Annotated in this window: 26 protein-coding genes; 5 read left to right on the plus strand and 21 right to left on the minus strand. The window is 44.6% G+C overall.

From position 1 onward, the window contains the following. Nucleotide 1: 1 nt before the first annotated feature. The 3 genes from gloA to VC159_RS06510 are packed head-to-tail and all read left to right on the plus strand — an operon-like array spanning nt 2 to nt 1,823. Nucleotides 2-388: a lactoylglutathione lyase gene (gene gloA, locus VC159_RS06500; protein ID WP_323473099.1), complete on the plus strand. Its 387-nt coding sequence runs from the start codon at nt 2-4 to the stop codon at nt 386-388. Nucleotides 389-390: 2 nt separating this feature from the next. Then, the gene (locus tag VC159_RS06505; protein WP_323473100.1) at nt 391-1,563 is read left to right on the plus strand and encodes a GNAT family N-acetyltransferase; all 1,173 of its coding nucleotides are present in this window, start codon (nt 391-393) and stop codon (nt 1,561-1,563) included. After that, nucleotides 1,560-1,823 (plus strand): DUF1289 domain-containing protein, encoded by a 264-nt coding sequence (locus VC159_RS06510; protein WP_215360041.1) that lies wholly within the window; start codon nt 1,560-1,562, stop codon nt 1,821-1,823. The genes VC159_RS06505 and VC159_RS06510 overlap by 4 nt, the downstream gene beginning before the upstream one ends. Nucleotides 1,824-1,864: 41 nt before the next feature. Here VC159_RS06510 and VC159_RS06515 read toward each other — a convergent pair whose 3' ends face one another. Beyond that, on the minus strand, nt 1,865-3,472 hold the full coding sequence (locus tag VC159_RS06515) for an ABC-F family ATPase (RefSeq protein ID WP_216122281.1): 1,608 nt from the start codon (nt 3,470-3,472) through the stop codon (nt 1,865-1,867). A 114-nt stretch (nt 3,473-3,586) separates the two neighbouring features. Continuing rightward, nucleotides 3,587-4,297, minus strand: coding sequence for a queuosine precursor transporter (locus tag VC159_RS06520; protein WP_323473101.1), 711 nt, complete (start codon nt 4,295-4,297; stop codon nt 3,587-3,589). Nucleotides 4,298-4,401: 104 nt separating this feature from the next. Here VC159_RS06520 and VC159_RS06525 point away from each other — a divergent pair, with 104 nt between their 5' ends. Beyond that, complete coding sequence (locus VC159_RS06525; protein WP_215360035.1) at nt 4,402-5,586, plus strand: acyl-CoA dehydrogenase; 1,185 nt, start codon at nt 4,402-4,404, stop codon at nt 5,584-5,586. Between the two features lie 63 nt (nt 5,587-5,649). On the opposite strand, the gene VC159_RS06530 is transcribed toward VC159_RS06525, so the two are convergent. From VC159_RS06530 to VC159_RS06540, 3 genes are all read right to left on the minus strand, one after another. Next, the gene (locus tag VC159_RS06530) at nt 5,650-5,784 is read right to left on the minus strand and encodes a DUF3149 domain-containing protein (RefSeq protein ID WP_215360034.1); all 135 of its coding nucleotides are present in this window, start codon (nt 5,782-5,784) and stop codon (nt 5,650-5,652) included. Between the two features lie 74 nt (nt 5,785-5,858). After that, entirely contained in the window at nt 5,859-6,311 is a 453-nt protein-coding gene (locus VC159_RS06535) for an OsmC family protein (protein ID WP_215360032.1), read from the minus strand. 41 nt (nt 6,312-6,352) lie between these two features. Continuing rightward, complete coding sequence (locus VC159_RS06540) at nt 6,353-6,733, minus strand: rhodanese-like domain-containing protein (protein ID WP_215360031.1); 381 nt, start codon at nt 6,731-6,733, stop codon at nt 6,353-6,355. 214 nt (nt 6,734-6,947) lie between these two features. Between VC159_RS06540 and trxC the strand changes: the two genes are divergently transcribed. Next, the gene (trxC, locus tag VC159_RS06545) at nt 6,948-7,367 is read left to right on the plus strand and encodes a thioredoxin TrxC (RefSeq protein ID WP_215360029.1); all 420 of its coding nucleotides are present in this window, start codon (nt 6,948-6,950) and stop codon (nt 7,365-7,367) included. An 8-nt stretch (nt 7,368-7,375) separates the two neighbouring features. On the opposite strand, the gene mnmH is transcribed toward trxC, so the two are convergent. The 16 genes from mnmH to soxC form a co-directional block, all read right to left on the minus strand. Continuing rightward, complete coding sequence (mnmH, locus tag VC159_RS06550; RefSeq protein WP_215360028.1) at nt 7,376-8,461, minus strand: tRNA 2-selenouridine(34) synthase MnmH; 1,086 nt, start codon at nt 8,459-8,461, stop codon at nt 7,376-7,378. 6 nt (nt 8,462-8,467) lie between these two features. Further along, nucleotides 8,468-8,887, minus strand: coding sequence for an acyl-CoA thioesterase (locus VC159_RS06555; protein WP_215360026.1), 420 nt, complete (start codon nt 8,885-8,887; stop codon nt 8,468-8,470). Between the two features lie 22 nt (nt 8,888-8,909). Further along, nucleotides 8,910-9,254, minus strand: coding sequence for a TIGR01244 family sulfur transferase (locus tag VC159_RS06560; RefSeq protein ID WP_215360024.1), 345 nt, complete (start codon nt 9,252-9,254; stop codon nt 8,910-8,912). Nucleotides 9,255-9,315: 61 nt separating this feature from the next. Continuing rightward, nucleotides 9,316-9,747: a YeeE/YedE family protein gene (locus tag VC159_RS06565; RefSeq protein WP_251367801.1), complete on the minus strand. Its 432-nt coding sequence runs from the start codon at nt 9,745-9,747 to the stop codon at nt 9,316-9,318. Between the two features lie 2 nt (nt 9,748-9,749). Continuing rightward, the gene (locus VC159_RS06570; protein WP_215360023.1) at nt 9,750-10,187 is read right to left on the minus strand and encodes a YeeE/YedE family protein; all 438 of its coding nucleotides are present in this window, start codon (nt 10,185-10,187) and stop codon (nt 9,750-9,752) included. A 24-nt stretch (nt 10,188-10,211) separates the two neighbouring features. Then, entirely contained in the window at nt 10,212-11,333 is a 1,122-nt protein-coding gene (locus tag VC159_RS06575) for a YeeE/YedE family protein (protein ID WP_215360021.1), read from the minus strand. Nucleotides 11,334-11,349: 16 nt separating this feature from the next. Beyond that, nucleotides 11,350-11,673, minus strand: coding sequence for a hypothetical protein (locus VC159_RS06580; RefSeq protein ID WP_251367800.1), 324 nt, complete (start codon nt 11,671-11,673; stop codon nt 11,350-11,352). Nucleotides 11,674-11,733: 60 nt separating this feature from the next. Next, the gene (locus tag VC159_RS06585; protein ID WP_215360019.1) at nt 11,734-12,696 is read right to left on the minus strand and encodes an MBL fold metallo-hydrolase; all 963 of its coding nucleotides are present in this window, start codon (nt 12,694-12,696) and stop codon (nt 11,734-11,736) included. 22 nt (nt 12,697-12,718) lie between these two features. Continuing rightward, entirely contained in the window at nt 12,719-13,153 is a 435-nt protein-coding gene (locus tag VC159_RS06590) for a DsrE family protein (RefSeq protein WP_215360018.1), read from the minus strand. A gap of 16 nt (nt 13,154-13,169) precedes the next feature. After that, the gene (gene soxB, locus VC159_RS06595) at nt 13,170-14,903 is read right to left on the minus strand and encodes a thiosulfohydrolase SoxB (RefSeq protein WP_215360016.1); all 1,734 of its coding nucleotides are present in this window, start codon (nt 14,901-14,903) and stop codon (nt 13,170-13,172) included. A gap of 48 nt (nt 14,904-14,951) precedes the next feature. After that, entirely contained in the window at nt 14,952-15,557 is a 606-nt protein-coding gene (gene soxX / locus VC159_RS06600) for a sulfur oxidation c-type cytochrome SoxX (RefSeq protein ID WP_215360015.1), read from the minus strand. A gap of 17 nt (nt 15,558-15,574) precedes the next feature. Next, a complete protein-coding gene (soxA, locus tag VC159_RS06605) occupies nt 15,575-16,405 on the minus strand; it encodes a sulfur oxidation c-type cytochrome SoxA (protein WP_215360013.1) in 831 nt (276 codons plus the stop codon). A 35-nt stretch (nt 16,406-16,440) separates the two neighbouring features. Further along, nucleotides 16,441-16,749, minus strand: a complete 309-nt coding sequence (gene soxZ / locus VC159_RS06610; RefSeq protein WP_215360012.1) for a thiosulfate oxidation carrier complex protein SoxZ — start codon at nt 16,747-16,749, stop codon at nt 16,441-16,443. A gap of 52 nt (nt 16,750-16,801) precedes the next feature. After that, nucleotides 16,802-17,254 carry a thiosulfate oxidation carrier protein SoxY gene (gene soxY / locus VC159_RS06615; protein ID WP_215360009.1) on the minus strand — a complete coding sequence of 151 codons (453 nt, stop codon included), beginning with the start codon at nt 17,252-17,254 and terminating at the stop codon, nt 16,802-16,804. 120 nt (nt 17,255-17,374) lie between these two features. Next, nucleotides 17,375-18,433: a c-type cytochrome gene (locus VC159_RS06620; RefSeq protein ID WP_323473102.1), complete on the minus strand. Its 1,059-nt coding sequence runs from the start codon at nt 18,431-18,433 to the stop codon at nt 17,375-17,377. After that, a complete protein-coding gene (soxC, locus tag VC159_RS06625) occupies nt 18,417-19,814 on the minus strand; it encodes a sulfite dehydrogenase (protein WP_215360005.1) in 1,398 nt (465 codons plus the stop codon). Before soxC ends, VC159_RS06620 begins: the two co-directional genes overlap by 17 nt. Nucleotides 19,815-19,826 lie beyond the last annotated feature (12 nt).

Below are 19,826 nucleotides of genomic sequence, written 5' to 3' on the forward strand. Positions count from 1 at the left end.
CATGATGATCCTACATACCATGCTCCGCGTCGGCGACTTGAATCGCTCGATTGATTTCTACACCAAAGTTTTGGGCATGAATTTACTGCGCACAACTGAGCGTCCTGAGCAGAAGTATTCATTGGCTTTTGTGGGATATGGCAAAGGGAATGGTGATGGCCAATCGGAGATTGAGCTTACCTACAACCATGGCGTTCAATCCTATGACCTAGGCACGGCCTATGGGCATATTGCTATTGAGGTTCCTGATGCCTATGCTGCGTGTGCCGCTATCAAGGTGGCTGGCGGCAATGTCACTCGTGAGGCTGGTCCTGTAGCTGGAGGCGACACCATCATTGCATTTGTTAGCGATCCCGATGGTTACAAAATAGAGCTCATCCAGCGTTAATCGTGGCAAAGCCCGATTCATTTCAATTAGAAATAGTTGATCGCCTTAGCGATATCACCTCAGAGGAGTGGAATACTCTTCTTACCTCAGATGCAGGACCCTTTCTTCGCCATGAGTTTCTTAGTGCGCTAGAGGAAACTGGCTGTGTTGGAGGCAATACTGGGTGGCAAGTGGCTCATCTCGTTTTAAGGGATGATCAAAAACTGATTGGTGCAATGCCCCTGTATTTGAAGCAACACTCCTACGGAGAATTTGTCTTCGATTGGTCTTGGGCTCAGGCCTATGAGCAACAAGGTATGCAGTATTTTCCGAAAGCGCTTTGCGCCATTCCGTTTACACCCGTTCAAGGCTCAAGGATTTTGAGCGCCAGAAATGTAGATGCTGATTTAGTAGAACGACAATTAATTGCAGGCTTTAAGACTTTGGTTCTGCAAAATAATCTATCTTCAGCACATGTCATATTTCCCCATGACTCAGAAGCAAAGGGACTCAAGGACCAAGGCTTCATGTTGCGAGACTCGGTGCAATTTCATTGGCATAACCAGGGCTTTGAGAATTTCGAACAATTTTTAGCAGCCCTCACTTTGAAGCGTCGCAAGAATATTCGACGCGAACGAGAACAGGTATCGAGAGAGCTAATTACTTTTAGACATGTCCCAGGAATATCTTCAACCAATGCTGATTGGGAATTCTTTTATCGCTGTTACGAAAACACTTACTTAGAGCATGGATCCAGCCCCTATCTTAATGAGACATTCTTGAAATTATGGGCGCATCGCCTGCCTGAAAACTTACATCTCATCATTGCTGAGCGCAATGGCAACCCAATCGCTGCGTCGCTACTAGTTGTTGACCCCACAAGCTCTAAGGCTTATGGCAGATATTGGGGTGCAATCGAACACGTGCCCTGCTTGCACTTTGAAACTGCCTACTATCAAGCAATTCAATATTGCATCTCTAATCAGATTCAAACCTTTGAAGGTGGTGCACAAGGTGAACACAAGATGGCGCGCGGCTTCTTGCCCACCACCATTCAATCTGCCCATTTCATTGCGGATCCTCAGTTTGCCAAAGCTGTGCAACACTTCCTAGATCGTGAACATCAAGGCATAGGGGCTTATGTGGATGAGCTCGCCGAGCACAGTCCTTTGAAATCGTCTAAAGTACAGCCATGAATTCTGAAGACACCAAATCTATTGTGCAAGATGGCTCCCATTCCCTATCCACTGGGGATGCAGACTCTGACTCGCCTTGCATTGGTGTTTGCACCACGCTATACGATGAGATCTGCCAAGGTTGTGGTCGCACTTTAGGTGAAGTGAGTAATTGGGTATTCTTTTCTCAAGAAGAAAAAGATTCCGTATGGAAACGCATTCGTGCAGAAGGTACTGCAACCCGCTTCCAGAGACAAGCCAAAGAAAATAAGCCCGCTTAGGGGCTTATTTTTTTATTGCCAGCTTTACAACTGGGCCTTAATTAACCAGCCAACTCTTGGCTACGTAGGTACTCTTCGTAAGTGCCAGAGTAATCCACCACCGTACCATCCATCTTCACTTCTAAGATGCGGTTGGCTAATGCAGAAACAAACTCGCGGTCATGAGAAACAAATATCAAAGTACCGTCGAATTTCTCAAGAGCGATTTGTAAACTCTCAATCGATTCCATATCCATGTGGTTGGTTGGCTCATCCATTGCCAGGACGTTGTATTTTTGGAGCATGAGTTTGCCCCAAATCATTCTGCCCTTTTCACCACCAGAAAGGACTTTGACAGACTTGCCAATATCGTCACCAGAGAACAGGAGGCGGCCCAAAGTGCCACGGATCACTTGGTCATCATCGCCGGTATTGCGCCACCAATTCATCCAGTCCATGAGTAATTCGTCTTTAGCGAACATCTCGGTATTGTCTTGAGGCATTACGCCGACGTTAGCATTCTCAGCCCACTTCACATCACCGCTATCAGCGGCAATACCATCAAAGCGCTTACTCAAGATCGTTTTGAGAAGTGTTGTCTTACCAGCACCGTTTTGACCGATGATCGCAATCTTTTCACCAGCACGAACACCTAGCTTGAAATTCTTGAAGATCACGCGATCATAAGCTTTAGTAAGTGCATTGCACTCTACCGCCATATTGTGTAATTTTTTCTCAGCATCAAAACGAATAAATGGGTTCTGACGTGATGAAGGCTTTACCTCAACAATTTCAATCTTCTCCAGCTGCCTCTGACGTGAAGTCGCTTGACGAGCTTTAGAAGCATTTGCAGAGAAGCGGGCCACGAAAGCTGCTAATTCAGCAATTTTCTCTTTGGCTTTTACGTTATTGCTGAGCTGTTGCGTTCTCGCCTGCACAGAAGCCAGCATGTAGGAGTCGTAGTTGCCTGGGTAGACCTTTAATGTGCCATAGTCCATGTCAGCCATATGCGTACAGACTTCATTGAGGAAGTGACGGTCATGGGAAATGATGACGATAGTGCTCTTAATTTGGTTGAGGATATCTTCAAGCCAATGGATGGAGTGAATATCCAAGTTATTCGTTGGCTCATCGAGCAGTAATACATCTGGATCGGAGAACAATGCTTGCGCTAGCAATACACGCAGCTTCCATCCTGGTGCAACGTTGCTCATCGGACCATTGTGTTGGTCAATAGGAATGCCAATACCTAACAACAACTCACCCGCTTTTGCTTCTGCGGTGTAGCCACCGTATTCGGCGTACTTACCCTCAAGCTCAGCAGCCTTCATGTAATCTTCATCAGTAGCATCTGGATTGGCGTAGATAGCATCGCGCTCAGCTGCAGCCTTCCACATCTCTTCGTGACCCATCATCACGACGTCGAGTACGCGCACATCCTCGTAAGCAAATTGATCTTGACGCAACTTACCCAAACGAATGCCGGGGTCCAAACTCACATTGCCGCTAGTTGGCTCTAGCTCGCCACCTAAAATTTTCATGAAGGTGGATTTACCGCAACCGTTTGCGCCAATCAGGCCATAACGATTACCGCCACCAAACTTCACGGAAATGTTTTCAAACAGAGGCTTTGCCCCAAACTGCATGGTGATATTAGATGCTGACAGCACGGATGTTTTCTAGCTTTCTGAAATTCAATTGGATAGTTACCCCCGAATTTGGGGGCAAAGACCGTTATTTTAACGGCTTAGAGGTCTTTGTTGGCAGGAAGCCCGTAGTCTTGCTTAGACTTTGACCCTAAATGGGGTGAAATTCGTATGAATATCGTAAAAATCCTCGTTTTCCTTGCGCTTGAGGAAGTTCACAACCCAATAGGTCATGGGGGTTGCCAGAACCTCCCAAGTAGTCTTGAGGACATATTGAGCCAGCGCTACCTGAATGACTTCATGGGTAGTCCAGATGCCATAGAACGCTAACATATAGAAGAAAGAGGAGTCGACCAACTCCCCTACCGCTGTCGAGCCAATAGTACGCATCCAGAGAAAGCGCCCTTGGGTCATGATTTTCATCTTCGCCAGCACATAGCTATTCGTCAGACTGCCGCACCAAAAGGAGAACATGGAAGCTAAGGCGATACGCCATGAGTTTCCAAAGACAGTCTCTAGCCCCTGCTGATAATTAGACATATAAGCGCCTGGCGCCACCGGCAAAGCAATCACTATCTGCGCCATGATTGCCGCAAATGCAAGCGCAGCAAACCCAGTCCAAACCGCTCTACGGTCATAGGCATAGCCATAGACCTCAGTCAGAATATCGCCGAAGAAATAGGAAATAGGGAAGAACAAAATACCCGCGCCAAATGGTACCGACCCGAAGTAAGGCAAATCAACCACGGCTGCTTTACCGGCACCAATAAAGTTAGAGCAGAGTAAGACCACCACAAAGGCAGCCAAAATCAGGTCGTAATAGCGATGGCGAGGTCTAGGCGAGTCCATAAGTCCAGAAAAATGGATAATAGAAACAAGAATATCTGTATTCCTGAAAATTCGCAGGAAGCAGTTAAAAATCAAGACAAAATGAAATATAGGATGACAAAGCAATGAGTAAAAGTAAGGCCAGCTTTAACTGGGCGGACCCCCTTCTTCTGGATACCCAGCTAACCGAAGAGGAGCGCATGATTCGTGACGCAGCTGCTGAATACGCTCAAGGGCGCCTGATGCCCCGCATTCACGATGCTTATCGCAACGAAACAACCGACCCAGCCATCTTCCGAGAAATGGGCGAGCTTGGCCTCTTAGGCATCACGATTCCTGAGCAGTATGGTGGAGCCAACTTGAACTATGTCTCTTACGGCTTAATTGCGCGCGAGATTGAACGCGTGGATTCTGGCTATCGCTCCATGATGAGCGTGCAGTCCTCTTTAGTCATGGTTCCTATCAATGAATTTGGTAGTGAAGCGCAAAAACAAAAGTACCTCCCTAAATTAGCGAGCGGCGAATGGATTGGTTGCTTTGGCTTAACAGAGCCAAACTATGGCTCAGATGCAGGCGGCATGATTACTCGTGCTAAGAAAGTACCTGGCGGATTTTCATTAACGGGCTCGAAGATGTGGATCTCCAACTCTCCGATTGCAGATGTATTTGTTGTGTGGGCAAAAAATGATGAGGGCTTGATTAGAGGCTTCATCCTGGAAAAAGGTATGAAGGGTCTATCTGCACCCAAGATCAGCGGCAAGATGGGTCTACGCGCCTCTATTACCGGCGAAATCGTGATGGATGAAGTGTTTGTTCCGGCAGAAAATGAATTCCCAGAAATTACCGGCCTCAAAGGGCCATTCACTTGCCTGAACTCAGCACGTTATGGCATCGCCTGGGGTACGCTTGGTGCTGCTGAGTGGTGTTGGTATGCCGCACGTCAATACACGATGGATCGCAAGCAATTTGATCGCCCTCTCGCCGCTAATCAGCTAATCCAGAAAAAACTTGCTGATATGCAAACTGAAATCACGCTTGCACTTCAAGGCTGCCTACGTTTAGGCCGTATGAAAGATGAAGGAATCGCAGCACCAGAAATCACCTCCATCATGAAACGCAACTCTTGTGGCAAATCTTTAGATGTCGCCCGTATGGCGCGCGATATGCACGGCGGTAACGGAATTTCTGATGAGTACGGCGTAGTACGTCACATGCTGAACTTAGAAGTTGTGAACACCTACGAAGGAACTCACGATATTCACGCCTTAATTCTAGGTCGTGCGCAAACGGGGATCCAAGCTTTTAGCTAAATATAAAATATCCCCGTAATACAAAAGCCCTTGAATGAATACTCAAGGGCTTTTTTTGGGGAATTACTGATCACCGCCCTCAGCGCTCTTCTTAATAAATAAACGGGCAAAGAAAATTACCATGCCGATCATAAATAGAATAACGGCCAAACTCAATTGACCGGCAAACGATCCAAATAGCTCAACTAACATTTTCATTTTTCTTCCCTCCAGTAAGTTCACTATAGGGTCTTTAAAAAATGATTGTTTGATTAACATCAAAGAAATACTGCTTAAATTGCTGGATAAAGTTGTTTTTTCAAGCTATCCATTACAAACACATTTACCGGAATGCCTGCACTAACACTTGATGAAACAGTGCAAAATTCCTGAAATTGCTCCAAGACCCGATCAAGATTTTGCAGGGTCTCACCAGGCACGCCAACATGTATCTCCACACGAATCGACAGAATGCGCAGACGATTCTGCTCGTTTCGACCAATCTCACACGTTGCTAAAGTCTCAATAGGCTCAGGGTTTTGTTTAAATTTTCTTAAGGCAAATAATAGGGAGTCGGATAAGCAGTTGGCCACCGCAGCAATTAAGAATTGTGATGGGGTTGCACCGTCTGATTTACCCAAAGGCGGCGGCTCGTCTCCCATGATGGGGGCCTTTTCCTCGTTGTAATAGATGGCGAACTGGTAGTCGGCCTGTTGCTTGAGTCTTACGGATGGGTTACCGCTCATATGGAGCTCCTAAGTGGGGTGATAATTTGCTGCAAAATTGATTACTCAAATACGATTGACTCAGGCTTAGCAATCGGATTGCCCGCTTCTGCCCATGCATCAAATCCACCTGCAATAGATTGGATATGCATATAGCCCATGTCATGTAGTGATTTTGAGGCCAATGCTGCTCTACCGCTATTTTTGCAATATAGAACTATTTTGAGATCCCGGGCACTTAAATTGGGGTCATTACTTAATTTAAACTCCAACATTCCCCGAGAAATATGTACTGCGCCAGGAATGTGACCAATTGCGTATTCATCGGCCTCTCGAACATCCAATAACACGTCAGCTTCTTGAATGGCTTGTAGTGCATTTGCCAGGGCAACTTCATTGATAGAGGATTTAGCTAACGCAACTAAGTCATGAGCTGTTTTCATTCTTTTCCTTTTGAAATTTAATTTATCATTATATTTTATTATATATTGTTTTAAAGGATTTGATGCACATCAAAAACAATCAACTGGATAAACGTTTAGTCTTGCATTTAATGGAAGAAATATTCAAAATACAGTTGAATCTTAAAAGAAATCCGTACGCATGAATATCAAATCAGAGGCTAAATACATTTGCTTTCAAGGGAGTTAAACCGATATGCTGATTAAATGTCCAAGTTGCCATAAATTCAACCGCATACCTTTAGATAGGGTTAATCAAAAGCCTATTTGTGGTGTATGCAAAGCCAGCCTGTTGCTAGGTCCTGTCGAGGCAGACCAGGCAAGTTTTAAAGAGATCCTCAATCAAAGCAAGCTCCCTGTCATAGTAGATTTCTGGGCCCCCTGGTGTGGCCCCTGCAAAATGTTTGCACCAACTTTTGCGGCTAGCGCTGCTAAACACGGCGAACAAGTTCTACACATAAAATTGGATACTGAGGCCAATCCCAGCATTGGACAAGAGTTTGCTATACGCTCAATACCAACATTAGCGGGCTTCAAGAATGGGGCTGAGGTAAAGCGCATTAGCGGGGCTTTGCCGCCCGCACAGCTGGAGCAATTCCTGGGCAGTCTTCTCTAGCGAGAAAGTTAGGCCTCTACAGTTTTCATTGAATTTAAAAAGAGTGCTTTAGCTGCATTCTTAAAGGCTTCATCAGTATCACTCTCTAATTGCACAAAATTCTCCTCTTGATACTGAGGAAAATTTCTCACGATTGATGATTGATAGGATGGGTCGTAGTGTTTGACTAATAGCTCTTCAACTAGCTCCGGAAAATTTCCCGCATCAATGGCTTCATTCCATTTAGAGATTTGTACTTTTCCATAATGGGCGGTGAGTAATGCTAGCTTTTGCTTGAAGTTATCGGTGTTGGTTAAGAAATGATGGTATTCACGAATTAACCATGAGACTCGTGTCTGGGCACTTGATCGCAATTCAATACAGCTACCATTGCGAATAGTTTCCATTAGAGCATCAGGTACATGCAGGCCACCAACCTTCTTACTCTCCGATTCCACAAACACGGGTTTAGCAGGGTCGAGCAAACGCAATGTATTCCATAAGGCGGTCTCAAAACCTTTTTGGGAAGGCTGATCCTCATTCGGTTCATTACCAAGCACTGAACCACGATGCACCGCCAAGCCCTCTAAATCTAGAATCTGAGCACCTAAGGCACCAATCTCTTGCAGCACCCTAGTCTTACCACTACCCGTCATACCGCAGATGACCTGAAATGAGTACTGTTTTGCAGCAGAGTCAAGACCATCTATTACAGTTCTTCTGAAGCCCTGGTAACCACCTTCAAGCTGCTTGGCCTTCCAGCCAATGCGATTGAGGATATGTGTAAATGCTCCACTACGCTCGCCACCACGCCAGCAATAAATTAATGGCCGCCACTCACGAGGGTAATCAAGAAAATGGCTTTCCAAATGTGCGGCAATGTTTTTAGAAACTAAAGCTGCGCCCAGTTTTTTAGCGGCAAAGGGAGATTCTTGTTTATAGAGCGTACCAATTGTGGCGCGCTCCTCATTATTAAGCACCGGGTAATTAACTGCACCGGGAATATGATCAAGAGCAAACTCAGCTGGAGACCTAACGTCAATGATCAGGTCAAACTCATCCAGTTCAGATAAAAATTGCTCAGATCTTAGGATATGGGAATTAATAGGCTGCACGGCGAACTAGCGCAACTGTTGTAAAACATGCTCAGGCCAAGGCGCTGATTTATTGGTAGTGAGATCGACCCAAACCATGGTTGCACCACCAATAGCGGCTTCTATATCAGGAGACGTAGTTAAAGCCATGCTGGTGTAAAGATCCAGGCTTGTTCTACCAATAGCACCAATCGAGGTTTTCAGCCTCAACTCACCCGGAAAGGTCAGCTGCTGATAAAAATTACAAAAGCCATTAATCATCAACATAGACTCACGACCAGGAGCGACATCATAGCCCAAAGAAGTAATCCACTCACAGCGCGCTTGCTCCATATACCGGAAGTACACGGTATTGTTTACATGCCCATACGCATCCATATCGCCCCAACGAATGGGCATGATCATTTCATGAACCAGCTTTCTTTCTTCGGGGATGGCGATGCGCATGTTTTAGAGAGTGCTCTTTTACTTAACGGAGCTGCAAAGCAAGTTGGTACAAGTTTGTTGAGCGTGCGCCTGAGCGGCAAAAAGCCAAAATAGGACCTGGCAAAGTTTTTAAGAGACGAGCCATTTCTTGCACTTGGTCTGGAGTAAATGCGCCAGAAATGACTGGCAAGTAAACATAATTCAATCCAAGCTTTTCTGCTTCAGCTTGAATGGATGCATTAGTTGGTTGCTCTGGGCCGCCCTCACCGTCAGGACGATTATTAATCACGCTCTTATAGCCTTGTGCCGCAATTTCAGCCAAATGACTTGGATCGATTTGACCAAGAGTACCAAACTGAGCGTTATGACAAGAAATAGGAAGACTCACAAAAAACTCCTTTTTTAAGACTGTAGAAAATTAACCATCGAGACGACTCAAGAAAACCGCCTTAATGCTTATGGCCAGTACAAAATCGATTGCAAAAAGACATGCCTATCAACATGAAGATCACAAATACAAACGCCTTTAGATGACCGGCACCTAGGGAGACTAAGGCAGGGCCTGGACAGAAACCAGCAATACCCCAACCTACACCAAAAATTAAGCTCCCTAAAACTAAGGGTCTTGTAATGTCTTTACGATGCGGCAGATGAAAGGCCCCGCTAAAAAAGGCCTCGCTGCGTTTAGTGACTAAATAGAATCCAGCTAAACCAACAATTACAGCACCCCCCATTACAAACAATAAGGATGGGTCCCATGAGCCTGTGATGTCCAGAAAATTCAATACTTTTTGTGGATTACTCATTCCCGAAAGAATTAAACCAAAACCAAATAACAAGCCAATTAAATACTGACTAAATAGGTTGAAATGTCTTCTCACGATTAAGCCCCTATTATGTGACGAATGATGAACGTCGCCATAAATCCTGAAGACATAAAAAGCATTGTTGCCGCCATCGAACGAGGTGATAGACGCGACAAACCACAAATTCCGTGGCCGCTCGTACACCCAGACCCGTATTGGGCGCCAAAACCAACGAGGAGGCCTGCAGCCATAATACTGAACCAGTCTGTATCAATAACTTGAATTGCATGCAGATCAAGCATTACAGCCGCCAAGACTGGTGCGGATAGTATTCCCAGCACAATCGAAACACGCCAATCTACATCGCCCTTCTGCGGATTCAATAAGCCAGAAACAATGCCACTAATTCCCAAAATTCGGCCATGCAACAACATATAAAGAGCCGCCGCTACGCCTAATATCATTCCACCAATTAAGGAGGGTATTGGGGTGAATGAAATCCAATCAATCTGCATGCTATTCCAATCAGTCACTAAAAATTAATTACAAGGTTTGGGCGCAAGTCTAAATTGCAAATACAGTAAGGCCAAGTAGGCACCTAGAATAAATCCCGGTAAAGCCAAGAATGATGCCAGAGATAATGTGGAGACCCCACTGAGGCCCTGTCCAACGGTACAACCTAGCGCTGTAACGCCGCCAAATCCCATGAGTGTCGCACCCACCAAATGATTGGCTGTATCCTCAGTATTTCGAAAAGATTCCCAACGAAACGATCTAGTGATGAGCGCGATCAGGGCTGAGCCAGAAATCATACCTATCACAGCCACAATTCCCAGCGTGAGAACTTTAGAAGTGTCGCTATACATCATTAGCCAATCCAAAGAATATGCGTATGGCGCAACAAACGATAGACTTTCCATGCGACCAGAATTCGTCATCAAAAAAACCTCTTCCAATGTAGTAGGATCTTCGGCGACATGACCTAGATTACCGCTAACCCACCATATTGCGCAAATTGCCAAACCCACCACCGTGCCAGCAAATAGATTCTCAAAGGTCCAGAATGACCTCTTACTTAAAGCATAGGCAATAAAGATAAAGCTGATTAATAGACCCAAACCCAGATGAAGATGGGATCGTGCAATGCCAAGTGGGCCACTTAAAAGACTAGGTAAATCTTGAGGGGTAGAAAAAGACAAAAATACAGTATCCAATGTATTGATGCGAATCACCCCCAGGAATCCGCGCATTGTCATATAAGCCGTCAAACCAAGCACCAAGAAAACAATCACAGACTTTAAATTACCGCCGCCAATACGCACCAGAGTCTTGCTCCCACAACCTGATGCAAGCACCATACCAAAACCAAAAAGCAAGCTACCTACTAGCGTAGATAGCCACAAAAACTTATTTCCTGTGTAGAAACTTTTTGATGGATCAATCAGTCCAACATAGGACATTAGCGTAAACCCAATAATTGCCACACCAATTGCCAAGAACCATTGCCTCATGCGATCCCAGCTCGACATAATAAATGCATCAGAAACTGCGCCCATGCTGCAAAAGCCTGTCTTTTGCAGCACAGCACCGAACATGAATGTGATCGCAAAGGTACACCATAAAACAGACTTGCCTAACACATCAATATTTACTGCTTCCATAATTAGAATGCTTTGACTATTTATTAAATTTGTAAAACTGCCCGTTTAAGTAGGTCACCACATCAACCTCATCCTCTGGAAAAAGATCCAGCCGTAACTCCGCATTACACATTCCGACCATGGTCTTTAACCTGCTAAAACTTTGCACCTTCGAATCCTTACGCGTGTAAATCATATCGCCATTGCCAAAACCTGTTTTTTTCGCATGACAGGTGTAACACTTCTCCTCATCAATTCTCTTGCCATGAGCAAAATCACTAGATGCGGAAACAGAGAAGCTAAGGGCAAAACTGGAAATCGCCAAAAAAGTAAAGGTAAGATGCAATCGATTTAATTTCATGACAAATCCATCATTCAGCCCAAGAATTGCCTATTTTAAGGCTTAGGAACTAAATTTGCCCTATTCGCCTTGAATCGAGAGGTAGACGTTATAGGCATTCATACGGTTGGCAGCCTTAAATAGAGGAATTCCATCATATTCAGACCAGTCTACTGCGCTATAGGCCCCATCGAACGCATCCATATTAAGAGCTGCCGGAGCCATGCTTTCTCGTAAAAAACGTAAGTAATCACGAGTAAAACGAATGTCTTCAATCGGATTAATTGACTGGGGCCCATGACCAGGGATGATGACCTTAGAGTTGAATTTTTCAAACTCATCAAGGGCTAACAGCCAACCCTTGCTATCAGCATTGCCTACATAAGGAATTCTGCCTTGAAAAACTAAGTCCCCTACAAATAGCACGCCCTCTGAAGGAACGTATACCAAAACATCTTCGGGCGAATGCGCTGGACCCACTCTACTAATAATGAAATCAAGGCCACCAATATTGAGTTGATAATGCTTATCGAACCAAATGTCCGCTGGCACTAAGTGGGTATCTTTATTAACCCAAGGAGCAAAATCAACACGAGAGGTGATCAGTCTTTGCTTGGCAGTTTCAGAAGAAATATAACCTCTTCCTTCGCTTTGTCCGTATATTTTTGCACCAATCTTTTTAAACTCCTGTAGACCATAAACATGATCAGCGTGATAGTGAGTAACAATAACCGCAACAATCTTTTGTGCGCTTATCTTCTTTATTTCTTGAATTAGCTTTTGAGCCAGCACTGGAGATCCAAGGGCATCAACGACTACCACCCCTTTAGGTGTAATCACAAAGCCAGCATTAGAGATAAAGTTTTGATTTTGACTAGCACCCATTTCTGCCAATCCTTGCACAAAATAGGTATTTGGAGCCACCTTGATGGGCTTTAATAGGATTCCAGCAGGATCATTTTTTGGCTCAGCTGCATGAGAAATGCTCGCAGCAAGAAAAATAGCGCCGCCAATGAGCGCTATCTTAATGAACCTGATCAACATCTGGCGAATAGACTAGGAAATATTAAGGCTTAATGTAGGCGAAATGATCTTTGTATTGCAAATCGCCAATGCGAACTACGCCAGATGGAGTGAAGTCGGCATCAAGAATAAATTGGTCTTTCTTAAGGTTGCGATTCTTCAAAGTAATTTCACAAACCTCAAAACGTACGCCACGAGATTTCAATGCAGAAATTAATGGAGCGTATTCAATATTATTTTTAATATCTTTTGCATTTTCTAACAAAAGATCAACGCCTTCAGCATAAGTCACCACAATAATCTTAGTGTCAGGCGCAACATCTAAATGATTACGGATACTCCTAAGACCCTTGATCCCCTGGACTTGAGCATCATCTATTTGGTATGTGACCTCTGAGCCCACAGCATATGACCGCTGAGCAGTCAAAGCAGCAAAAGCAAATAAGGTCGCCGCCAGTAATCGTAATATTTTATTCATGAAGATTTACAGGATATTAGGCAATAGAAACCATACCAGGATTATTACTCACACCCTTAATGATTGGCTCATTTAATTTAACGGCTTTAACCAACTTGACATCACGCAGGTGACGCTCAATCACATCCCAAATTGGTTCTGTGCCAGCATCCCTTGCCGCCTCACTAACCGGAGCCCAACCAGCCACTTTGTAAACTTTATTAGCCTCTATAGACTTGCCATTCAAACGCATATCGGTGATCCGCTTGCCAGCAGCTTCCGCTGGGTCGATGGTGTATTGCAATCCACCAACGCGAACCATATCGCCACCTTGCTGATAATACGGGTCTGGATTGAAGAGGTTATCGGCTACGTCCTCAAGAATAGTCTTAATTGTTTCACCAGTCATATTGGTCACAGTGGTGTAGGGATAAGTAATCGCCGTTTGATCAAGCAAATTCTCGCGAGTAATAGCTTGACCCGGCAATAGGCTGGTACCCCAACGGAAGCCAGGTGAGAAAGCAATTTCCGTATTTTTCTGAGACATCAAGCCATCTAGAATAAGTTGATCAAAGCTGCCATTGAAGTTACCACGTCGATACAAGAGACCCTCAGTAGTGGCCAATTTCTCATTCAGCTTGGCTTCATATGGAGCCCTGATCTTTGCAATCAACCTGCTCATCGCCGGATCAGCTGGGATCATATTTGAAAAGATTGGGAATAATTTATAGCGGAAATCAATTGCTTTACCCCCTTTGACATCAAAATCTAATGCGGCCAAAAACTTTGTATTAGAGCCAGCATTAGTAACTAAAGTGACACCTCCAGAATTTTTAACCTTTACGGGAATAGGCACACCATCATGCGTATGCCCACCCATAATGGCATCTAAACCACTTACTCGTGAAGCCATCTTTAAGTCAACGTCCATGCCATTGTGAGATAGCAATACAACGACTTTTGCCCCCTTTGCCCTCACTTCATCAATGGTCTTTTGGAGATTCTCTTCCTGAATGCCAAAAGTCCAGTCGGGAGTGAAATATCGCGGATTCGCAATCGGTGTGTATGGGAACGCTTGACCAATAATGGCAATCTGTATTCCGTTTTGCACTCTCATAACATAGGGATTAAATACGTTATCACCAAAATCTGCGGTCTTAATATTTTGGGCTACGAAAGAAACCTTGCCCTTAAAATCGCCATTGACAATTTCCATAACGCGCTTCTCGCCAAGAGTCATTTCCCAGTGAGGAGTCATCACATCAACCCCCAAAGCAAGTGCTGCATCTACCATATCTTGACCATTGGTCCAAAGAGCTGTACCGGATCCCTGCCAAGTATCGCCACCATCTAGAAGTAATGCGCCAGGACGATTTGCTTTTAATTGCTTAATTAAAGTCGCCATATGAGCAAATCCGCCCATCTTGCCGTAGTTCTGAGCGGCAGCCACGTAATCTAAATAAGTGAACGCATGCGCATCATGAGTACCAGGCTTAATGCCATTGGCCCTCAAGAAATATTCGCCAACTAAGTGAGGCGTTTTACCTTCTTGCGCACCAATGCCTAGATTGACATTTGGCTCCCGGAAGTAAATTGGTAGCAACTGCGCATGGCAGTCTGTAAAATGCAAGAAATGGACATTACCAAACTTTGGTAAGTCATAAAATTTTTGTGCAGAGCCTTGAGCATTTACAAAACCAGAATGCAAACTCATACCGCCAGCGGAGGCAACAGCTAGCGCTTGCAAGAACTCACGACGACTTAGTGACATAGTAAATCCCTATTAGTAAAAACAGGCCTTACGGCCCGTTTTATTTTGTTATTTATTTACGGGTGACTCAGGATCGAGGAGCAAAGCCATAACATCTTGCATTTGCTTTTCAGTTAACAATTTAAAGTGGCCAAAACGTGGCATGTTGCTACATACGTTATAAGCTTTTGCGTTGTTAATACGATTCCAGGTGTAATCAATCACCTCTTTTGAGTAGCCTCTCATCTTGCCGTAATTCCAAAGCGACGGACCAATGTTTCCGTAGGATAGCTCTTTGATATCAATCTGGTGACAGTTATAGCAAGACCCGCCATTAATTGAATCAGCGCTATCTGACCATGTTGCCCCCCTACCACTTTGAGCAATTTTTTCGCCATCCACCCAGTTACCGATATACTTTCCATCTGATGGCTGTTTGATACTAGCCATATTTGCATTTTGAATTTTTTCGCGCATCTTGGGATCTCCACCGCCAGACAAATTTACTGGGTTAGAGCAAAACTTCTGCGCAGCATCTTGATTCAATCGATCAAGCCCCGCAATACCATTCGCCTTAAAACTAGAGGACAGCATTTGGTCAAAGGCCGAGGCACCATGTGCAACCCCAATAGAAATCTCAAGGGCGAGCATTAAAAAGAGTAATTTAGTTTTCATATCATGATCTCAAGCGTTTAACGCTTTAGCCCCGGTGCGTTCATGGTTCCACCTTTAGCATTTATAGCCATATAAAGCGAAACAGCAATTGTGTCTTCAGAGATGAAAATTGGCTCAGGGAAGCGCTGTTGACGGTAGCAATCATTTAAACGACGTTGCATTGTCCAAAAATCACCAGTGGAAACGCGATATGCAGGCCAGTAACCCCAACCAGCTTCAGCGCCTTTTTGGGTTGTGATATTTGGCAATTCCTGCAAACGTATGCGCTTGCCATCAGACCCATGACAAGAAGCGCAAGAAAAGTCCATTGGACCACCCTGGTAGTAGAAAGACTTCTTACCCATCTCATAAAGTTCTTTTTCCTTGGGATGCTTTGCAGCAGTCTCTATCTTCATCCCCTTAGACTCAGAAACCACGTAAGCTACAACAGCCTCAAGATCTTTACGTACGCCATTTCCAAAGCGTTCTTTAATAATTTCTTGACGACTATATCCCTGGAGTGTTTCCATGCAAGTGACCAAACGAGACTCAAGATCTTGCACTTTGTTTGTATCCTTGAAGTACTTTGGTAACTGCGTATAGGCACCTTTTACAACGCCAGGGCCCATACCCAAATCACACTTCTCCAATGAAGTATTTTTCGGACCCATGGATTTTTTCCAAAGATCTTCACCTGCAGCCTCATATAAATCAGCAGGGTTGCCATCAGCAATCATTGCTCGATATTTTTCTATCCCATCAGTTGGAGCCGCTGATGAACCGGAGGTCTGTGATGAAGCAAGATTAGAAAATCCTTGCAACATGACAAAAACTCCAATAATTGTGCCGTATAAAATACGCGTCTTCATGGCAACCTTTTTAATTATATTTAGCCAACTCAGAATTAAGAAGCAGTTGCTTCGTCAGTTCTTGTTTCGCCTTTGCTATCAGTCCAGCTAACGACAATCTTGTCGCCTTTGGCGCCTTTGTACTTGAAATTCAAGAAAGGGTCTTTAGAAACCGCTGTCCCGAATTCCGCATTCAATACATCTTTGCCTTGAGCCTTTACATTGAGGTTCTTAATAAACCAGGCGGGAACAGTCTTGCCGGCAGCATCTTTTCGTAAACCAGACTCCATATCATGTTTCATCAAAATTTTGACATCAACTACACCACCGCTCTCAGCAGCTCTTACGCGCATTGGATCAGGCATTTTTTATTCCTTTATCTAAATATATATCAATGTAATTCTCAAATTTAATCAATTAACCGCCGCAACCACCTAAGGTCACTTTAATTTCCTTAACTGCCATCACCCATTTATTACCAATTTTTGCTAGAGCATAAACATTGGAGGTCTGACCCATTTTGATGCGTGTTGTTACATTAGGCACTGTGCCAGCAGGAATGAAAAATTGAGCCGCGAGTGTTCCGGGATTCTTTTCAACCAGAATTGCGAGTTGGTCAGCATTGCCGGTAGATGAGACGTTAACGGGCACAACTGCACCATTTTCTGCAATATCAGGCGCAGTCATTACTACCTCTGCAGATTTCTCTGGAGTACCAGCATTAAGGGCCTTGAATACTTCGTCAAGATTTTTGCCGTCAAAAGCGGCTTTGTTCCACTCGGCAGCTTGAGCTTCAGTAATCAAGCCCACTGAGGCCATCAAGCCAAAAACTGCTGAGTATTTCAGCAAAACACGGCGTTGCTCATTCATAAAAACTCCTTTTCAATCTTTTAACGGTAATTCAAATCTTCAACAAACAACATCAATTCAGCCAATGCTGTATGTCCAATTAATAAGTAATATTACTTCCAAAGCTTTTACTAAATTATCTTACTGCCCTGTTAAAACGTAATGCACTAACTTATGAAGGGTTTCATCCGAAATGTCAGACTGCGGTGGCATTGGGATAGCACCCCAAACACCAGATCCTCCATTTTTTACCTTCTTGACCAACATATCCTCTGCACCAGACTGATCCTTATACTTGGCTGCCACATCATTCGTAGAGGGCCCAACAAGCTTAGTTGCTTGAGCATGGCAAGCTGAGCAATTATTGTCTTTAAACAGGTCAGCAGGCGTTTTTGCCACTTTAGTAATAGATGAGTGCGCCACACCATCTGCACCAGGCAAAGCTTTCAATGGAGGTTTGGCGGTATCAACACCGACAAATGGACCAAATGTCCGGTTTTGCTCAGCCAGGTTACCTTGAGCATTACGGACTTCAGGAGGCAAACTGGAGCCAATTTGCACAAATTTAACGCAATTGGTCATACAAGAACTACCAGTAACGTCAGACTTGCCCTTAACGTGCCATAAACCAGGCGCCATGACCATGCCATTACGGTTGGGCATACGCTTTTGCACTTCGGCAATATTTTTATCCGAGAGAACAAAATCGTCTGGAACAACTTCTGACAGGTTCAAAATATAGGCAACCACTGCGAATGTTTCATCAACCGATAAAGAACGCGGTGCGTTCCATGGCATTGCCCTATAAATGAAGTCCCATAAAGTCGACACAGTGGAAAGGCGCATCATTGTCGTTCTGTGAGGCTGCTTGTTATCAGCCAGGGCAGCCACTCTGCCGGTCTTGATATCTTCTTTAGTAGTGCCGCCAACTAGTGGCGTAAAGATATCATTTGATTCCCCAAAAGAACCATGACATGCGGCGCACTTACCGTCCCACACTACTTGACCATCAGCAACTGAACCGGATCCTTGCGGCAATCCTTTGAAATCAGGACGAACGTCAATATCCCAAGCCTTGACTTCAGCCGGAGTGGCCTCTCTACCAATACCGGGATATTTACTGGTTTGGGCGAACACACTCTGCCAGATGAATAAGCAAAGTAGCGCTACCGCAATGCTAGGTTTAACCAACTTGGACATTGCCAACCTCCCCGTTGCTCTCGATTTTCCACGATTGAATCGAATTATTGTGATAGATACCTCTCGAACCACGCACATCTCGCAGTGCTTTAATTGCTGGCTGAACATAACCAGTTTCGTCGGTAGCGCGCGACTGAATGATGGCAGGTGCACCATCCCAGTTCCAACCAATATTGAAGCGGGTAATTGCTTTAGAAAGTACGGGGGTTTCCAATCTAGCAGTACGCCAGTTATTGCCACCATCGAATGAAACATCCACTTTGCGAATCTTTCCGCGTCCGGACCAGGCCATTCCGGAAACGTTATAGAAGCCTTTATCAAGCAATTGCTGACCGCCTGATGGAGTGGTGATAACAGATTTACATTCCTGAATAGAGGTGTATTGACGTTGAGTGCCATTCGGCATTAGATCAGCATATTGAGCAGATTCGTCTTTGGTGCCATACGGCATATCACCCAACTCTAGACGACGTAACCACTTCACCCAGCTAACACCTTGGACGCCTGGAACAACTAAGCGCAATGGGAAGCCATTTTCGGGGCGCAGCATCTCACCATTCATTGCCCATGCAACCATAATCTCATCGATTTGCTCCATGTTAATAGTGCGATTCTCACCTGAGCCATCGCTACCCTCAGCCATGAGGTATCTACCTTTTTTCAGATCGGCACCGCACTCTTCCAAAAGAACAGAAAGTGGCACACCAGTAAACTCACAGCAAGAAAGCATTCCGTGGGTATATTGAACGGTTGGCACTGCAGAATTACCCCACTCAACCGCAGTATTTGCACCGCACTCAATAAAATGAATGCGTGATACTGAAGGCAGACGCATCAAGTCAGACATCGTAAACACACGATTATGTTTAACCAAACCATTAATCATTAAGCGGTGCATATTGGGATCAATGTTGTACCAACCTTGGTGGTGACGCTCGTAATGCAAACCATTCGGAGTAATAATGCCGAATAAGCTTTGCAAAGGAGTAAATGCAACGGAGGCGGCAGACACTCGCGTCAATCCTGGCAATTCACGACGAACAATATTGGCTTCAAAAATAGAAGGCAAGCCATAAGGCATAGTGGCCACATTCTTGCCAAGAGTGGTTTGCCAAGGCTGCTTTTCTAAAATTGCTGGATCGCCCTCAACCGGCATAGAACCTGCAAATGCTTGTCCAGTAGAAACACCAGCAGCCGCAGCCGCCATAAAGCTCTTGCGCAAAAAGCCACGTCGATTCTCATCTAAGCCATTTTTATTAATGTCAGAAATTAATTCTTTTGATAGAAAATTTTCTGGCGCCTTAATTATGCGTGCACGATCGAGAGGTTTCTCGACTGCAGAAATATCTTTTGCACCCAATTCAATTTGATCTTTAGACATTTAACCTCTAAT

It is taken from the genome of Polynucleobacter sp. JS-JIR-II-c23, assembly GCF_035011225.1.
Classification (GTDB): Bacteria; Pseudomonadota; Gammaproteobacteria; order Burkholderiales; family Burkholderiaceae; genus Polynucleobacter.

What these genes read in the sequence shown, in the direction of transcription:
- gloA (WP_323473099.1), top strand. Translation starts at nt 2, where the DNA reads ATGATGATCCTACATACCATGCTCCGCGTCGGCGACTTGAATCGCTCG.
- VC159_RS06510 (WP_215360041.1), top strand. Translation starts at nt 1,560, where the DNA reads ATGAATTCTGAAGACACCAAATCTATTGTGCAAGATGGCTCCCATTCC.
- VC159_RS06520 (WP_323473101.1), bottom strand. Translation starts at nt 4,297, where the DNA reads ATGGACTCGCCTAGACCTCGCCATCGCTATTACGACCTGATTTTGGCT.
- VC159_RS06525 (WP_215360035.1), top strand. Translation starts at nt 4,402, where the DNA reads ATGAGTAAAAGTAAGGCCAGCTTTAACTGGGCGGACCCCCTTCTTCTG.
- VC159_RS06530 (WP_215360034.1), bottom strand. Translation starts at nt 5,784, where the DNA reads ATGAAAATGTTAGTTGAGCTATTTGGATCGTTTGCCGGTCAATTGAGT.
- VC159_RS06535 (WP_215360032.1), bottom strand. Translation starts at nt 6,311, where the DNA reads ATGAGCGGTAACCCATCCGTAAGACTCAAGCAACAGGCCGACTACCAG.
- VC159_RS06540 (WP_215360031.1), bottom strand. Translation starts at nt 6,733, where the DNA reads ATGAAAACAGCTCATGACTTAGTTGCGTTAGCTAAATCCTCTATCAAT.
- trxC (WP_215360029.1), top strand. Translation starts at nt 6,948, where the DNA reads ATGCTGATTAAATGTCCAAGTTGCCATAAATTCAACCGCATACCTTTA.
- VC159_RS06555 (WP_215360026.1), bottom strand. Translation starts at nt 8,887, where the DNA reads ATGCGCATCGCCATCCCCGAAGAAAGAAAGCTGGTTCATGAAATGATC.
- VC159_RS06570 (WP_215360023.1), bottom strand. Translation starts at nt 10,187, where the DNA reads ATGCAGATTGATTGGATTTCATTCACCCCAATACCCTCCTTAATTGGT.
- VC159_RS06575 (WP_215360021.1), bottom strand. Translation starts at nt 11,333, where the DNA reads ATGGAAGCAGTAAATATTGATGTGTTAGGCAAGTCTGTTTTATGGTGT.
- VC159_RS06580 (WP_251367800.1), bottom strand. Translation starts at nt 11,673, where the DNA reads ATGAAATTAAATCGATTGCATCTTACCTTTACTTTTTTGGCGATTTCC.
- VC159_RS06585 (WP_215360019.1), bottom strand. Translation starts at nt 12,696, where the DNA reads ATGTTGATCAGGTTCATTAAGATAGCGCTCATTGGCGGCGCTATTTTT.
- VC159_RS06590 (WP_215360018.1), bottom strand. Translation starts at nt 13,153, where the DNA reads ATGAATAAAATATTACGATTACTGGCGGCGACCTTATTTGCTTTTGCT.
- soxB (WP_215360016.1), bottom strand. Translation starts at nt 14,903, where the DNA reads ATGTCACTAAGTCGTCGTGAGTTCTTGCAAGCGCTAGCTGTTGCCTCC.
- soxX (WP_215360015.1), bottom strand. Translation starts at nt 15,557, where the DNA reads ATGAAAACTAAATTACTCTTTTTAATGCTCGCCCTTGAGATTTCTATT.
- soxA (WP_215360013.1), bottom strand. Translation starts at nt 16,405, where the DNA reads ATGAAGACGCGTATTTTATACGGCACAATTATTGGAGTTTTTGTCATG.
- soxZ (WP_215360012.1), bottom strand. Translation starts at nt 16,749, where the DNA reads ATGCCTGATCCAATGCGCGTAAGAGCTGCTGAGAGCGGTGGTGTAGTT.
- soxY (WP_215360009.1), bottom strand. Translation starts at nt 17,254, where the DNA reads ATGAATGAGCAACGCCGTGTTTTGCTGAAATACTCAGCAGTTTTTGGC.
- VC159_RS06620 (WP_323473102.1), bottom strand. Translation starts at nt 18,433, where the DNA reads ATGTCCAAGTTGGTTAAACCTAGCATTGCGGTAGCGCTACTTTGCTTA.
- soxC (WP_215360005.1), bottom strand. Translation starts at nt 19,814, where the DNA reads ATGTCTAAAGATCAAATTGAATTGGGTGCAAAAGATATTTCTGCAGTC.